The organism is Streptomyces fuscichromogenes (genome assembly GCF_014645815.1).
GTDB classification, from domain to species: Bacteria; Actinomycetota; Actinomycetes; order Streptomycetales; family Streptomycetaceae; genus Streptomyces; species Streptomyces fuscichromogenes.
Genome location: NZ_BMML01000003.1, coordinates 451651 through 465236 on the forward strand (window position 1 = coordinate 451651; position 13586 = coordinate 465236).

14 protein-coding genes are annotated in these 13586 nt (G+C 68.1%); 2 read left to right on the top strand and 12 right to left on the bottom strand.

Annotated features, from left to right (window positions below; genetic code table 11):
• Positions 1-195: 195 nt before the first annotated feature.
• The 8 genes from IEZ11_RS09090 to IEZ11_RS09125 form a co-directional block, all read right to left on the bottom strand.
• A complete protein-coding gene (locus IEZ11_RS09090; RefSeq protein WP_189262098.1) occupies positions 196-891 on the bottom strand; it encodes a TetR/AcrR family transcriptional regulator in 696 nt (231 codons plus the stop codon).
• A 149-nt stretch (positions 892-1040) separates the two neighbouring features.
• Complete coding sequence (locus IEZ11_RS09095; protein WP_189262099.1) at positions 1041-1874, bottom strand: acyl-CoA thioesterase; 834 nt, start codon at positions 1872-1874, stop codon at positions 1041-1043.
• Positions 1875-1911: 37 nt separating this feature from the next.
• Positions 1912-2718, bottom strand: a complete 807-nt coding sequence (locus tag IEZ11_RS09100) for an enoyl-CoA hydratase (RefSeq protein ID WP_189262100.1) — start codon at positions 2716-2718, stop codon at positions 1912-1914.
• A 68-nt stretch (positions 2719-2786) separates the two neighbouring features.
• Positions 2787-3326: a TetR/AcrR family transcriptional regulator gene (locus IEZ11_RS09105; protein ID WP_229712901.1), complete on the bottom strand. Its 540-nt coding sequence runs from the start codon at positions 3324-3326 to the stop codon at positions 2787-2789.
• A 133-nt stretch (positions 3327-3459) separates the two neighbouring features.
• Positions 3460-4215: an SDR family oxidoreductase gene (locus IEZ11_RS09110; RefSeq protein WP_189262102.1), complete on the bottom strand. Its 756-nt coding sequence runs from the start codon at positions 4213-4215 to the stop codon at positions 3460-3462.
• Positions 4212-5228: an acyl-CoA dehydrogenase family protein gene (locus tag IEZ11_RS09115; protein WP_189262103.1), complete on the bottom strand. Its 1017-nt coding sequence runs from the start codon at positions 5226-5228 to the stop codon at positions 4212-4214. Before IEZ11_RS09115 ends, IEZ11_RS09110 begins: the two co-directional genes overlap by 4 nt.
• Before the next feature lie 247 nt (positions 5229-5475).
• Complete coding sequence (locus tag IEZ11_RS09120; protein ID WP_189262104.1) at positions 5476-5874, bottom strand: nuclear transport factor 2 family protein; 399 nt, start codon at positions 5872-5874, stop codon at positions 5476-5478.
• A 48-nt stretch (positions 5875-5922) separates the two neighbouring features.
• Positions 5923-7275, bottom strand: coding sequence for an aromatic ring-hydroxylating oxygenase subunit alpha (locus tag IEZ11_RS09125; protein WP_189262105.1), 1353 nt, complete (start codon positions 7273-7275; stop codon positions 5923-5925).
• Between the two features lie 184 nt (positions 7276-7459).
• Between IEZ11_RS09125 and IEZ11_RS09130 the strand changes: the two genes are divergently transcribed.
• Positions 7460-8464, top strand: a complete 1005-nt coding sequence (locus IEZ11_RS09130) for a thiamine pyrophosphate-dependent dehydrogenase E1 component subunit alpha (protein ID WP_229712902.1) — start codon at positions 7460-7462, stop codon at positions 8462-8464.
• An 11-nt stretch (positions 8465-8475) separates the two neighbouring features.
• Positions 8476-9483 carry an alpha-ketoacid dehydrogenase subunit beta gene (locus tag IEZ11_RS09135; protein ID WP_189262106.1) on the top strand — a complete coding sequence of 336 codons (1008 nt, stop codon included), beginning with the start codon at positions 8476-8478 and terminating at the stop codon, positions 9481-9483.
• A 140-nt stretch (positions 9484-9623) separates the two neighbouring features.
• Here IEZ11_RS09135 and IEZ11_RS09140 read toward each other — a convergent pair whose 3' ends face one another.
• From IEZ11_RS09140 to IEZ11_RS09155, 4 genes are all read right to left on the bottom strand, one after another.
• Positions 9624-10427 (bottom strand): FadR/GntR family transcriptional regulator, encoded by an 804-nt coding sequence (locus IEZ11_RS09140; RefSeq protein WP_189262107.1) that lies wholly within the window; start codon positions 10425-10427, stop codon positions 9624-9626.
• Positions 10428-10785: 358 nt separating this feature from the next.
• Positions 10786-11067 carry a hypothetical protein gene (locus IEZ11_RS09145; protein WP_189262108.1) on the bottom strand — a complete coding sequence of 94 codons (282 nt, stop codon included), beginning with the start codon at positions 11065-11067 and terminating at the stop codon, positions 10786-10788.
• A gap of 97 nt (positions 11068-11164) precedes the next feature.
• Positions 11165-12481, bottom strand: coding sequence for an acyl-CoA dehydrogenase family protein (locus IEZ11_RS09150; protein ID WP_189262109.1), 1317 nt, complete (start codon positions 12479-12481; stop codon positions 11165-11167).
• 66 nt (positions 12482-12547) lie between these two features.
• The gene (locus tag IEZ11_RS09155; protein ID WP_229712903.1) at positions 12548-13405 is read right to left on the bottom strand and encodes an SMP-30/gluconolactonase/LRE family protein; all 858 of its coding nucleotides are present in this window, start codon (positions 13403-13405) and stop codon (positions 12548-12550) included.
• Between the last annotated feature and the right edge of the window lie 181 nt (positions 13406-13586).

Sequence of the window (13586 nt, forward strand, 5' to 3'; positions counted from 1 at the left end):
CGGGGGTCCACGTTCGCCGCTTGTCCCGCCGAACGGACAGAGGTCATCAACCCGTTGAGGCCCGCACCGTTCGCATGGGTGGAACCATGGACTTCGGTCGGGAGAACGCGAGGTACGCTCGTGTCCGGCGGGGTGTACGGGGCGGCGGTGACCAGGCCGGGCAGCGGCACGGTCAGGCGCCACCCACCTGTTGGATCAGCCGGTGCGGCGGCTTGCCTCGCGCGGGGCCTGGCCGTCGTTCGGCCCCGAACCCTCCTTGATCTGGAGGGTGTTGGTCAACATGACGAAGAACTGGTCGACACAGTCGTCGAAGTCGCAGTCCAACTCGCCACGAACCAGCCAGCGCTCGGCGAAGTTCCAGGTCAGCGCCTCGATCGCCACGGCGGCGACCCGTGGGTCCAGCCGCTGGTCGGCCATGCCCCGCTCCTGCAACTGACGGATCGCTTTCACGACGCGCTCGATCTCGGCGGCGTGCAGGGTCTCGCGGGCCGCCCTGACACCGTCGTCGTACCGGGACACCTCCTCGATGACCGCCATCATCCGCGCCTCGTCCCGGTACCGCTCGAAATGCACGCGGATCGATTTCCGCAGCCGCTCGTACGGCGTCGCTCCCGACGAGCGGTCCAGCATGACGTCGATGGTGTCGGTCAGCTCCCGGTCCACCATCGTGGCCAGCTCGCGGAAGATCTCCGCCTTCGAGTCGAAGTAGTGGTAGAAGAGGCCGTGCGAGACCCCGGCGCGGCCGGCGATGTCGGCGACCCGGACGTCCAGGAACCCCTTCTCCTCGAACACCTCCTTCGCCGCGCGCAGCAGACGTGCACGAGCCTCCGCCCGCTGGCGGGCCCGCGGGCCGCCCGAGGTGTCTCCTGTCGGGCCGGTCGTGGCCACCACGGCGGATCTCCTCACTGTCGGCTCACGTACCGGTCAGTCTATCGAGCGGGCCGACGACTCGGACGCGGGCGACAGACGGGGAGCCGTGATGTGCAGGCGGGGCAGGGCGAGTCTGTACGACGCCTGCCTCAGCCGTCAGCCCTGGCCGCTCAGAGCCCGGTGGCGCCCTTCGGCATGGCGCGGATCATGTTGTCCTGGACGAAGGACGCCAGGAGCCGACCGTCCTCGGCGAACACGTCCGCGCGTCCGTAACTCCGCCCGCGGCCGGCGTAGGGGCTGCTGTGCGACAGCAGCAGCCAGTCGGCGGCGGAGAAGGGCTCGTGGAAAGTGATCGTATGGCTCAGCACACCGCTCGAGATCGTTCTGTGCGCCAGCGACTGGCCCACCCCTCGGTGGGGTCGCATCGCGGTGCCGATGAGGAAACCGTCGGTGGCGTAGGCCAGCAGCGCCTGTGCGGTCGCCGGATCGTCGGGGGCGTTGGGGAAGCGGGTCCAGACGCCCAGCCGTGCCGGGCCGACCGCGAGAGGATCGTCGATGTCGGCGCCGTCGACAATCCGCACCTCCCACTCGCCGTTGTCCTCGCGGCGGCGACTCGCCGCTGCCGGCGGACCGGCGTCGGTCAGCCGGTCGCCGTGCCGGATGAAGTCGGGTTCGTCCGCGCTGAGCAGAACCATGGACCGGGTGCACACCTGCTCGCCCTGGCTGATGGTCACCGTGCAGCTCGCGAGCGACCGGCCGCTGTGTAGCCGCTCCACCGAGATCTGCATGGGCTCGGCCGGTGAACCCGCCCGGGCGAAGACCGTATGCAGGGTCTTGACGGACTTGCCTTGCTCGGCGAACCGGGCCGCGGCGATCGACTGTGCCAGCAACTGGCCTCCGAAGACCACGAAGTGGCCGGTGTCGATGTTGCCGGCGGTGTAGCGGTCGGTGCCCACTTCCTTCAGGTCGAGCGCGTCAAGAAAGGCCTCGATGGTGAATGGCATGGCTGTCACTCCGAGGGCTGGGGGTCGTCGGACCGGTTCACTCGGCCCTCCTTTCCTTCATGGCGGCCAAGTTGACCAGGGCCGGCTTGTCACCCGTGATCACGAGCGCGCGGTTGTGGCCGAGGTGGTGCATGTCGAACGACGCCTCCAGGGCGGCGCTGAACCCCTGCGCGTCGAGAGCGCGGTTCACCGCCCGCTTGGCCATGCGCAACGCGAAGCCGTCAACCCTTGCTATGCGGCGGGCCAGTCGGAGCGTCGCCGGAAGGAGTTCGTCCGGGGGAACGACCTGGTTGACCATCCCGAGCTGCCGGGCTTCCCCGGCGGTGATCGAGTCGCCGGTGAAAAGGATCTCCTTGGCCTTGCGGGGGCCGAACTCCCAGGTGTGGGCGTGGTACTCCACCCCGCAGATGCCCATGAAGAGCACCGGGTCGGAGAACTCTGCGTTCTCCGCGGCGACGATGAGGTCGCACGGCCAACACAGCATCAGCCCCGCGGCGATGCACTTGCCCTGCACCGCGGCGATCGACGGCTTGGGAACGTCGCGCCAGCGTTTCGCGAAGTGGAAGTAGTACCGCGTCTCCCAGTCGTACATGGCATCGGGCAGCGGAATCCCGGTGTCCGCCGAGGTCGGCTGTGTGCCCGACATGTCATGTCCGGCCGAGAAGTGCTTGCCGGTGGACCGCAGGACGATCACTTTGACCTCGCGGTCGGACTCGGCGAGGCGCCATGCCTCGTCCAGTTCGACGAGAACCTTCTCGCTCTGTGCGTTGGCGGCCTCGGGCCGGTCCAGCGTGATGATCCCGACGTGATCGTCGACGTCGTACTCGACGTGGTCGAACCGCATCGTGTCTGCCCTCCGAGTACGGACCGTCCATGCGGTCCGATTCTTGCTAGGTGTCGTTGATGTCAACATCAAGGAATCAGGCGGGCGGTGTCTCGGCCGGTGGGGGAGTGGGCGACGGGCGCGCGCCAGAGGCCCGTGACACCGTCGACGAGACACGCGGCGGCGTTGTCCCAGCTCGACCAGAGCGTCGATGAACCTTCCGCCAGCGCGGACTCGCGCTCCGCGCACACGTGCACGATCAAGTGGCGAGCCATGGTGGCGCGTTCGAAGTGGGTGTGCGCCGGCAGTTCCGGAAGGCAGCGCTCCAGCCCCTGAAGGAGAGCCGGGAGAGCCGGGGAAGCGGCCAACGACACGTCGAGCGTGACGTCGTGGAGGAGCGGCTCTTTCAGCAACTGGGCGCAGAACCTGGCGTACCAGGTGGGGCTGCCCAGCCGGTCCAGGTGCTGGGTGACCGGCCTGACGAGACAGTCGACCCAGTCACGCAGCTCCGCCGACCCGTCGGTCCTGGACACCATGGGGGCACGCAGCCGCTCGATCTGGCGGGCGTGTTCGGCTGTGATCGCGCACGCCAGCTCCGCCCTGGCCGCCGGGTCGGGAACCGCGTGCATTCCGTGCTCCGCGAACCACAGTTCCGCCGTGGACAGAGACGACACAGCGTGGTGCGGAGCAGGTCGCCTGGTGCTGCCATCCATCGCTACCACCTCACCGAGGGTGTCGTTCCTGGTGCCGGACCGCGAAGCGTCAACCGGCGCCGGCGAGGCTGACTCCACCGTCAACGACGACGAGTTGTCCCGTCAGCCAGGAGGCGTCCGAGGACAGCAGGAAGGAGACGGTGTCACCGATGTCCTCGGGGACGCCCAGTCGCTTCAGCGGATACGCCTCGACGACTGCGTCCTCCTTGTCCCGGTAGAGAACCTCCGCAAAGCGGGTCTTCACGAGACCGGGAGCCACGGCGTTCACCCGGATTCCCGGGCCCAGTTCGGTGGCCAGTTGCTGGGTGACGCGGTTGAGCATGGCCTTCGTGGCACCGTAGAAGCCCATTCCGGGGGCCGATTGCGATGCCGAAAGCGATGAGACGTTCACGATCGCACCACCGTGCTCGCCCATCCACGCCCGATGTACCCGCTGCACCCAGGAGATCGCTGCCAGACAGTTGACCTCGAAGGTCTTGCGTGCGGCGGCGAGGTCGAGTTCCAGCAGCGGGCCGTAGGCGGGATTCGTGCCGGCGTTGTTCACCAGCAGGTCGACGCCGCCGAACGCCTCGACGGTGCGGCGAACGGCGTCGGCCTGGTGAGCCGGGTCGTCCGCGCGTCCTGCCACCGCGATGGCGTTCGCCGGTCCGCCCAACTCGCTCACTGCCGCGTCGAGCGCCTCCTCCTTGCGCGCGGTCAGGCATACCCGGGCACCGTCGGCCACCAATCGCCGGGCGATCGCGAATCCGATGCCCCGGCTGGCGCCGGTGACCAGTGCTGCCTTGCCCATGAAGCGCTGGGTCATCTGGACGCCTCTCCTTTCTGTCGTCGGGCGGATCGCTTGGCCGCCGGTAGGCGCGGCCCGCTCCCGTCAGGACCGATACCGGGTACGTCGGCCAGGCCCACCAGTCGCTCACCGGCAAGGTCGCCCGCGCGGATCTGGGCGCCGAGACGGCGTGCCAGCGTGCGGGGGTCTCCGAGCAGGCGGTCGAGCACCAGATTCCGGCGATAGCCTCGGTGGAATTCGTGTTCACTGGTGAAGGCGATACCGCCGAACACCTGGAAGCAGTTGCGGCCGGCCGCGTCGGCGGCCCGGCCGGCGAGGATCTTGGCCACCATCGCGGCGGTGACCGTGCCGGCGGTGGCGGCGGCCACGGCCGCGGCGTCGGCGGCCTCGACGGCGACCAGGGTCTCGGCGAGCCGGTGCTTCACCGCTTGGAATTCCGCGATGGGCGTGCGGAACTGCCTGCGCTCCCCGGCGTAGTCCGTCGCGAGGGCGAGCAACGCCCGACTGCTCGCCACCAACTGGTGGGAGAGCGCGCGGTGACCTGCGGCCAGGGCGGCGGGCCACACCGTGGCGGGGATGTCCGTGGTCCGGCCCGCGGGCAGTCCCGGCAGTGCCAGGAGGCCCGCGGCCGGATCGATGCCTCCCAGCGGCCGGGCTTCGACGGGGCCGTCGAGGTCCACCACGACCAGGCCTTCGCCGCTCAGGTCGGGCAGCCAGAGCAGTCGTTCGGCGTGGCGGTGCGCCGGCAGCACCACGTGGGTACCGGCCGTGGCGGGGTAGGCGACGGCAGCCTCACCGGTACCCAGAGCCGCAGCCAGGACGTCGTCGAGGGCTGCCGCGTCGATGCCGGTTCGCCCCTGTTCACGGAAGACGACGGCGACGGCCATGGCCTCCTGCGCGGCCAGCGCGTCCAGCCAGCCGGCCTTCACCAGCGCGGAACGCGCGCCGGACGGCTCGTCGCGGTCGAGAGCGGCGGCGACGGACTTGCGGAACTCCGCGACGAGTCCGGTGTCGGTGTCGGTTCGGAGCATCACGCGGCCCCTGCAGGGGGGAACCGCGGGGGCGTCGGCGTGTCGGGGCCGAGGCTCCGCCCGACGAAAGTGCCGCCTTGGCGAAGAACCGGCCCACGCGGGGCCGGCGCCGGGACGGCCCCCCGGGCACCGGGGTGGTGTGATGGAGCGGCCAAAGATCTCGCCTCCGGCATCCGCGCGCCGTTCGCGCCGGCGCACTCACTGAGTGGGCAGGGAGCGCAATGCTCGTACGGTTTCCGCACGGCCTTCACACGGCGGGTTCCAGCGACTCCGCCATCGCCTTGGCGTCCTGGGGATAGAACTCGACCTTGACGATCTTCGCGTCCCTGAAGGTCAGGACCTCGACGGCCGGCATGCGGAAACTGCGGCCCGTCGTCCTGGCGGTCCAGTCCATCATGTAGTTGAGGATGATGACGTCCGCTTCGGGGTCTTCCCAGACATGCAGGATGTCGAGCTTCTGTTCCCAATGAGACATCATCGTGCGTCGGACCCTGAGCCAGGTCTCCCGTCCCCGGTGGACGCCTCCGTGGGGGAGACACGGCGGTTCGTGGACCTCGATGTCGGAATGGAAGAACTCGACCATCCTGTGTTCGTAGGCCTCACTCGTCCGGTCCTTGTTGAACTCCGCGGTTCCCCCGCCGATCATTCGGCGCAGGGTTTCCATGTTTCTCGATGTCACCGGAGTCTCGATCCGTCAGCGGGCGAGGTAGGAGTCGAGGTGGACGTGCAGGTTGGCGATGCCGTCCTCGTACTTGCGAGCGAGCCGCTGCGCCTTGTAGCCGGGGGTGTGCAGGCCGCGCTGCTGGCGTTCGATGTTGCTGAAGTCCTGCCGCGGGATGAGCGGCCACGCCTCGCTCTCCGCCGGGTACACGCCGTCGAGCGTCGGTTTCCCCGGCTCTTCGCCCTCGGGATACAGGGTCAGGGACCAGAACTCGAAGTAACAGTGCTCCGGGTCGCCGGAATCGGGTCGTACGCGGTACGAGATGGCGTTGCCGTACATGGGGTGCAGCATGAAGTTCGGGAAGACGAACCACTGGCTGCCCCAGTTGGCGAGCGTCTCCGGCTCCGGGTCGGGCAGTCTGATGCCGGCCCCGGTGTTCCAGGCGTACAGGGCCTCGACCATCGTGGACGAGAAGTCCTCGGCCCGGCAGTCCGTGTTGCGCAGAGCCTCTATGACCGCGACGTCCTTCTGGAGAACCATGGCCTGCAGTCCCTCGGCGACCACGCGCATGAAGGCCAGTGCCTTCTCGGCCTCGGCTCGGCCGTCGACGCCGAGGCCGACCCCTGACTCGTCATGTCCCTGCGCCAGGCTCGCGTGGCCGTTCTCGTACGAGTGCTGCACCGACAGGAAGTCGGCAGGGAACGCCTCGCCCGCTCCCTGGACGACCTGCGGATGTGTCGCCATGAGGTGCCAGCCCTCCATGAACGCCTCGATGGCGAGTTTCCAGTTGGCCTTGAGGCGTATCGCCTTCCACCAGTCGACCCGCATGTCGGCGACCCTCAGCGGGTCGAGATGGACGGGCAGCGGCCGCAGCGCGTCCTGCAGAGGCGGCGCGCTCTGGTCCATGTTGATGAACACGCAGCCTGCCCATGTGCCTACCTGGCACTCGATGAGCCTCAGCTCCTCCGGGTCCATGACATGGGGGTCGAACCCCTCCTTGCCGTAGAGCCCGGACGGGGCGCCGTCGATGCTCCAGCGCCAGCCGTGGAACGGGCAGACGATCTGACCGCCACCGAAGGTGCCGCAGCCGAGCGCCAGCTGTGTCGCACGGTGCCTGCAGGCGTTCTGGTAGGCCTTGACCTCGTCGGCACCGGTCCGTACGACCAGCACGGAGTACATGGCGACCGAGTACTCGACGTAGTCGCCGACCTTCGGTATCTCCTCCAGACGGCACGCCATCTGCCAGACACGCGGCCACAGCCTCTCGTTCTCCAGCTCGAAGAACTCCTTGTCGTAGTACCGCTCCCGGGGAATGAACGCCCGGTCGGTGATGGCGAACGGCCCCACCGCGGTTGCGGCCGCCTCTTCCGTGGTCACCTCTGCCATGTGTCCTCCTCATCGAGGCCCGTCCGGCGAAAACGCGCTGCATCATTGAGCGCTTTTGGGCAACGTGCGGCCCCAGCTGGGAAGTTCGCTGGGCTCACGATCGTTCTCGCCATAGACTTTCATATATTTAAATCCTTCGCTAGCCTCTGGCTTGCCCGTGCCAGACGCGCAGTTGGGAGAGGGTATGGCGGTGACGACGCCCAAGCGGCCGGTCCCCGCCGCTGAGCAGCAGCGGCGGATGTATGAACTCATGACCCTGATGAAGCTCACGGACGACCGTCTCGCGAAGGGGATCGGCAGCGGTGAGTTCCTCAGCGTCTACTGGCCGCACCGCGGTCAGGAGGCCGTCGCCGCCGCGCTCGGCGTGGTGCTGCGGTCGACTGATCAACTGGTGACCACGTACCGCGGCCTGCATGACCACATCGGCAAGGGCGTGCCCGTCGAAGCGATCATCGGCGAGCTGCTCGGCAAGGAGACGGCTCCGGGGATGGGGAAGGGCGGTACCTCCCATCTCGCCTACCCGGAGGCCGGGGCCATGCTGTCGACGGGCATCGTCGGAGCCGGCCTGCCCATCGCGGTCGGACTCGGCCTGGCCGTCCGTCAGCAGGGACTCGACCGCGTCGTCGCGGTGTCCTTCGGCGACGGCGCCACCAACACCGGTTCGTTCCACGAGGCGATGAACATGGCCGCCGTGCTCGATGTGCCGGTCGTCTTCGTCTGTCAGAACAACCTGTACGGCGAGAAGACTCCGGTCGAGCGGACGATGAAGGTGGCCACGGTCGCGGAGCGGGCCGCCGCGTACGGGATGCCCGGTCTCCGGGTGGACGGCAACGATCCCGACGCGGTCTTCGGCTCGCTCGCGGAGGCCGTCGAGCGAACCCGGGCCGGTGGCGGGCCCGTGCTCGTGGAGTGCGTGACCTTCCGGTTCCGCGGTCACTCCTACGGTGACAGCCAGAGTTACATGCCCAGGGAACGGCTGGCCGCGGCGCTGGAGCGGGATCCGGTGCCCGCCTACCGCCGGCGCCTGCTCGACATGGGCGTCTGCTCGGAGAGCGAACTCCTCGCGGTGGAGGCCACCGCGGCGGACGTCGTCGACCAGGCCGTCAAGAAGTGCACGGACGCACCCGAGCCGTCGACGGAGCGGCTGCTGGACCACCGGTACGTGGACGACCACAACATGCCTGCCTGAGGAGGAACGCGGTGGCGGAACGCAATATGACGATGCGGGAGGCGCTGAACCTCGCGCTGGAACAGGCACTGGCCAGGGACGAGCGGGTCTTCCTGCTCGGCGAGGACATCGCGGACGCGTCCGGGGGAGGCATCCTCGGTGTCACCAACGGCCTGTCGACGAAGTACGGCGAAGACCGCGTGATCGACACACCGATCTCCGAGGCCGCCATCACGGGCGCTGCGATCGGCGCGGCACTCGACGGGCGTCGTCCCGTGGCGGAGATCATGATGATGGACTTCATCGGCATCGCCATGGACCAGATAGTCAACCACGCGGCGAAGATGCGCTATATGACCGCGGGACGTACCACCTCACCCATCACGGTGAGGGCGGCCGTGGTGGCCGGTATGGGCACCGGTGCCACGCATTCGCAGTCACTCGAGAGCTGGTTCATGGGTGTTCCCGGCATCAAGGTCGTCATGCCCAGTTCACCGGCCGATGCCAAGGGTCTGCTCACCACGGCCATCTTCGACGACGACCCGGTGCTCTTCCTGGAGCCGGTCAAACTGCTCGGCGCGCGTGGAATGGTACCCGTCGAGGAGCACGCCATTCCGTTCGGGCAGGCCAACACGGTACGCATCGGCACCGACGTCACCATCGTCACATACGGATGGGGTGTACCGATGTCGCAGGCGGCAGCCGCCGAACTGGAAGCCGAGGGGATCAGTGTGGAGATCCTCGACCTGCGTACGCTGCTGCCGCTGGACGTTCCGGCCATGTTGGAGGCGGTGAACCGTACGCGCCGGGCCGTGGTGGTGACCACCTCCGTGCGCTTCGGCGGACCCAGTGCCGAGATCGCGGCGACGCTCACCGAGAACCTGTTCGACCGACTTGTGGCGCCGGTGGCACGTGTCGGTGCCCAGTTCACCCCGATCCCTTCGGCGCCGGTGCTCGAAGCCGCCCACTTCCCTGACGCTGAGCGCATCGCGGACGCGGTACGGCGGACGGTCGGCGTCCGGGCGGGGGTGGGCGGCTGACGCACGCGTCAGCCCAGGTCCGTGCCCTTCGTGGGCGATGGCTATCGGCCGGCCTTCTGCGGCCACGTGCAGGACTCGCCTCGCACGTGGCCTACCGTGCGGCTGCGGCTGCGGCTGCGGTCGGCTTCGGCCGGCCCAGGTCAGCTGCTGCGGTGCACCGTGCGGGGGTCGACCGGCGCCGTGAGATCGCCGCCACCGTAGACGTGTTTCCGTGTCACCTTGGCGTGCGCGGTCATCACCGACGCGACCTCGACCGCGTCGCCGGCGTAGATGAGATCGGTGATGCGCTCGTGGATCTCGATCGAGGGAACCCGCTCTGCCGCGGTCGGGTAATGACCGTGCGCGGAGGTGGACCTGGCCCACGTGCGGACATCCGCCAGGCAAATCGACCCGAGCGCGCCCGTGAGCAGTTTGAGCGTGTCGCTGCCACACCGCTGCACCAGGGCGGTGTGGAACCGGGTCATCGTCTCGTTGAAGGCGAGCTCGTCACCGTCGAGCAGGGCACGGGAAGCAGTGTTGATCTTCCGGAGTTCGCGCACCACCGTGCTCTTGCGGTTGGAAAGGCCAGCACACAGCGTGGCACAGAGCGGTTCCAACTGCGACAGTGCCTCGACCACGTCACCCTTGTTCGTACCCTGGCTGCGCAGGACCATGGCGAGGGTGTAGGCCGCGGTCTGTGGTGTGGGGCGGTGGACGATCGCGCCGCCGATGCTGCCGCGCTGCACCTTTATGAGGCCCTCGGTCTCCAGGATCCGCAACGCCTCACGCATCGTCGGGGCGCTCACGCCGAACTGCTTCAACAGGCCCTCGAGAGGTGGGAGCCGTTCGCCGTCCTTGAGTTCTCCCAGGAGGATCAGTTCACGGATCCGTCCCGCGACGACATCGGGGAGCCGATGGGGCTGGGCGGGGCCTTCGGTGAGCGAGGCCGTCGATGGCGAATGCATAACTAGATTGTAAGGCTTCAGCGTGATCGCCGAGCGAGCTGAGGGCGCGTTCGACGTCCTCCCTCGTATGCACAGCTGTTCTGCTCCGAAAGGCTCTAAAAGAATATATTGTTTTAGTCCACTGGCCCAGAGATGTGAGGGTGATGGCGCGCAGTGCCGTGGCGTGCCCCGCTGAGCAGGCCCTCGGCAGTACATCTCCACGTCGAGAGCGCGCGACCGTGTCCCGCGCCCGAGCACGGTGCGGGACACGGCTCGCCGCCTTCCGGACCTCTGTCGGCCGCCGGGACGTGTGGTCGGTGTGGCCGCGTTCGAGATGCTGCGGAGCGTGCGGTAGATCATGACGTCCCGCGAGCCCCGGTCAGCTCATGACGTCAACTCGTCGTTGCTTGACGAAAGTGGCCCACTGGCGGGCACCGATGGTGGTGAACCATGCGCGGACCTGCGACTTCTCGCCGCTGAATGCCGGACCGAGTCGCCACACGATGCGGTGCTGCACCTGACCCGTCTGGCGTTGAAGATGCCTCGACGGACCGCGCTCGTGCTGGCGGTATTGCTGTTCGTGTTGAGTAACGCACTCGTCATGGGCGCACCGAATTTGCCCGTAACACTGATCGGCCGGTTCCTTGGAGTCGCGGCGCACGGGCTGTCTTCGCCGCCGCCTGGCGGTATGCACCGACGTGTCGGGGGCGCCATGAGGTCCCCATTGAGGGCATCGCGCTGTGGCTGGAGGAGGGAGGCTAGAACTGGGCCGCCTCGTGATCGACGTGTTCGGCGAAGGCGGCGAGCGCTCTCTCCCTCACGCTCGGGAGGTGGCCGGACGGGAAGAGCGTGTCCACGGGCGTGTACTGGGCCAGCACCTGCCGGGCGAGCGTGATCTTGTGGACCTCGGTGGGGCCGTCGGCGATGCCCAGTGCCTCGGCCGTCACCATCATGCTCATGAAGGGCATCTCGTTCGACACGCCCAGCGCTCCGTGGAGATGCAGCGCCCTTTGCGCGACATCGTGCAGGACGCGCGGCAGCATGACCTTGACCGCCGCGATGTCCTTGCGCACTTTCTTGTAGTCCTGGTGCTTGTCGATCAGCCACGCGGTCCGGAGCACGAGCAGACGGAAGGACTCAAGGTCGATCCAGCTGTCGGCGACCTTCTCCTGGGTGAGTTGAAACGCCGCGAGCGGGCCGCGCCTGGTCCGGCGGGAGACCGCGCGCTCGCACATCAGGTCGAACGCGTGGCGAGCCAGGGCGACCGTGCGCATCGCGTGGTGGATGCGCCCGCCGCCCAGACGTGTCTGGGCGATGACGAATGCCTGTCCCTGTGCACCGAGAAGATGGTCGGCGGGTACCCGGACGTTCTGATAGCGGACGTACCCGTGGTCCTCGCGGACGCCCGCGGCGGACACCTGCCCGGGCGGTTCCGTGGCGACGCCGATGTTGCGGACGATGTCGATGCCCGGCGTCTCGGCCGGAACGATGAACATCGACATGCCCTCGTAGGGGCTCACCTCCGGGTCGGTGACCGCCATGACAAGGAAGAAACTGGCATAACGCGCGTTGCTGGAGAACCACTTCTCGCCGTTGATGACCCAATCCGTCCCGTCCCGTTCCGCTCTGACTTTGAACAGGGTCGGATCGGCGCCGGCATGGGGCTCGGTCATCGAGTAGCACGAGGTGATCTCACCGTCCAGCAACGGCTGCAGATACCTGGCCTTCTGCTCCGGTGTGCCGTAGTGGGCGAGTATCTCGGCGTTCCCCGAGTCCGGTGCCTGGCAGCCGAAGACCGACGGCGCCCACCGGGAGCGCCCCAGTATCTCGTTGAGCAGGGCGAGTTTCACCTGGCCATAGCCTGGTCCACCCAGTTCGGGGCCCAGGTGGCAGGCCCACAACCCTCGGCTGCGCACCTCCTTCTGGAGAGGCCTCACCATCGCTAGTGAGCGCTCGTCGCTCTTGTCGTAGGGGTTGCCGAGGACGAAATCGAGTGGCTCGACGACGTCGCGCACGAAGGTGCCGGCCCAGTCGAGTTGCAGCTGGAAGTCCGCATCGGTCTCAAAATCCCACATCGTTCGCCCTCGCTTCAGGGGAGCCCCGCGCGGGGCACCTCGACGGTGGTGGTGACCAGGATCGCTTCATCGGCGGGCGCCCGGCGCTGCACATGGGCATCGGGTGCACAGCACTGGAGCAGCGTGACGCCCCAGGGGCCGCCGAGCATGCACGCGTACGTCGTGTATCCGTCGGGCGGGGCCACCCTGGCGACGACGCGCCCGCCCTGTTCGACCAGCCGACACCCGGAGCCCCCGGCGTCGGCGGACCACGCGCCCCGCGGCGTCCAGGCAGCAGCCGTCGGGACAGGCGCCGGGGAGTTCGGCCCAGACCCGGCGGTCCACGAGAGAGCCGTCGCCGGCGATCGTGAACGCGGTGTACCGGGCGGCGAACATCTCTTCGGCGATCAGAGTGGAGCCGTCGGCGGTGATGACGCAACCGGTGATGACGCAACCGGTGATGACGCAACCGTTGGGGAACAGCAAACCGTCGGCGGCCGCCGACGCCGTACCGCCGGGATCCACGCGCAGGAGCGCCGACGGGGCGTACGGAGGCGCTCCGGCGAGCATGCCGAAGTCGCCGTGCCACGGGATGCGGTCGGCGACACGCCCGAAGGAGCCGATCCAGGCTCTGCCTGCCGGGTCGACCACCGTGTCGTTGCACGGTCCCTCGGCCAGGGAGCCGAGGTCGGCGACCACTTCGAGTGCGCCACTCCTCGTGCGGCGCGGCAAGCGCCTGTCGAGCATCGACACGATCAGGAGGCAGCCGTCGGCTTCCCGTCCGAGGCCGGACGGCTGCTTGTCGAGCACCGCCTCCAGGCGGAGGTCGCCGCCGTCTGCGGCGCAGCTGAAGACACCGTGCCGGAAGAAGTCCGACACCCACCAGCGGCCGGCGTGCCATCGAGGCCCCTCGAAGAACGAGCCGCCCTCGGCCAACGTGTCCACGCGTGACTCCTCTTCGGCGTACTGCGCAGCATGTGACCACACTGGCACAACCATCGAAAGATGGCAATGATCTATAGATTTCTGATCCGAACGCGGCACCTGATCATGGACAGCCCGTGACGAGAATCTATTTAATGATTTAGAGTAAGCGAGAAGGCATCTGACGGATCGGTCATGGAGG

Excerpts from the sequence above, each read along its gene's own strand:
- IEZ11_RS09115 (WP_189262103.1), bottom strand. The coding sequence starts at position 5,228 with ATGCTCCGAACCGACACCGACACCGGACTCGTCGCGGAGTTCCGCAAG.
- IEZ11_RS09130 (WP_229712902.1), top strand. The coding sequence starts at position 7,460 with ATGGCGGTGACGACGCCCAAGCGGCCGGTCCCCGCCGCTGAGCAGCAG.
- IEZ11_RS09100 (WP_189262100.1), bottom strand. The coding sequence starts at position 2,718 with ATGCGGTTCGACCACGTCGAGTACGACGTCGACGATCACGTCGGGATC.
- IEZ11_RS09110 (WP_189262102.1), bottom strand. The coding sequence starts at position 4,215 with ATGACCCAGCGCTTCATGGGCAAGGCAGCACTGGTCACCGGCGCCAGC.
- IEZ11_RS09150 (WP_189262109.1), bottom strand. The coding sequence starts at position 12,481 with ATGTGGGATTTTGAGACCGATGCGGACTTCCAGCTGCAACTCGACTGG.
- IEZ11_RS09140 (WP_189262107.1), bottom strand. The coding sequence starts at position 10,427 with ATGCATTCGCCATCGACGGCCTCGCTCACCGAAGGCCCCGCCCAGCCC.
- IEZ11_RS09095 (WP_189262099.1), bottom strand. The coding sequence starts at position 1,874 with ATGCCATTCACCATCGAGGCCTTTCTTGACGCGCTCGACCTGAAGGAA.
- IEZ11_RS09125 (WP_189262105.1), bottom strand. The coding sequence starts at position 7,275 with ATGGCAGAGGTGACCACGGAAGAGGCGGCCGCAACCGCGGTGGGGCCG.
- IEZ11_RS09105 (WP_229712901.1), bottom strand. The coding sequence starts at position 3,326 with ATGCACGCGGTTCCCGACCCGGCGGCCAGGGCGGAGCTGGCGTGCGCG.
- IEZ11_RS09120 (WP_189262104.1), bottom strand. The coding sequence starts at position 5,874 with ATGATCGGCGGGGGAACCGCGGAGTTCAACAAGGACCGGACGAGTGAG.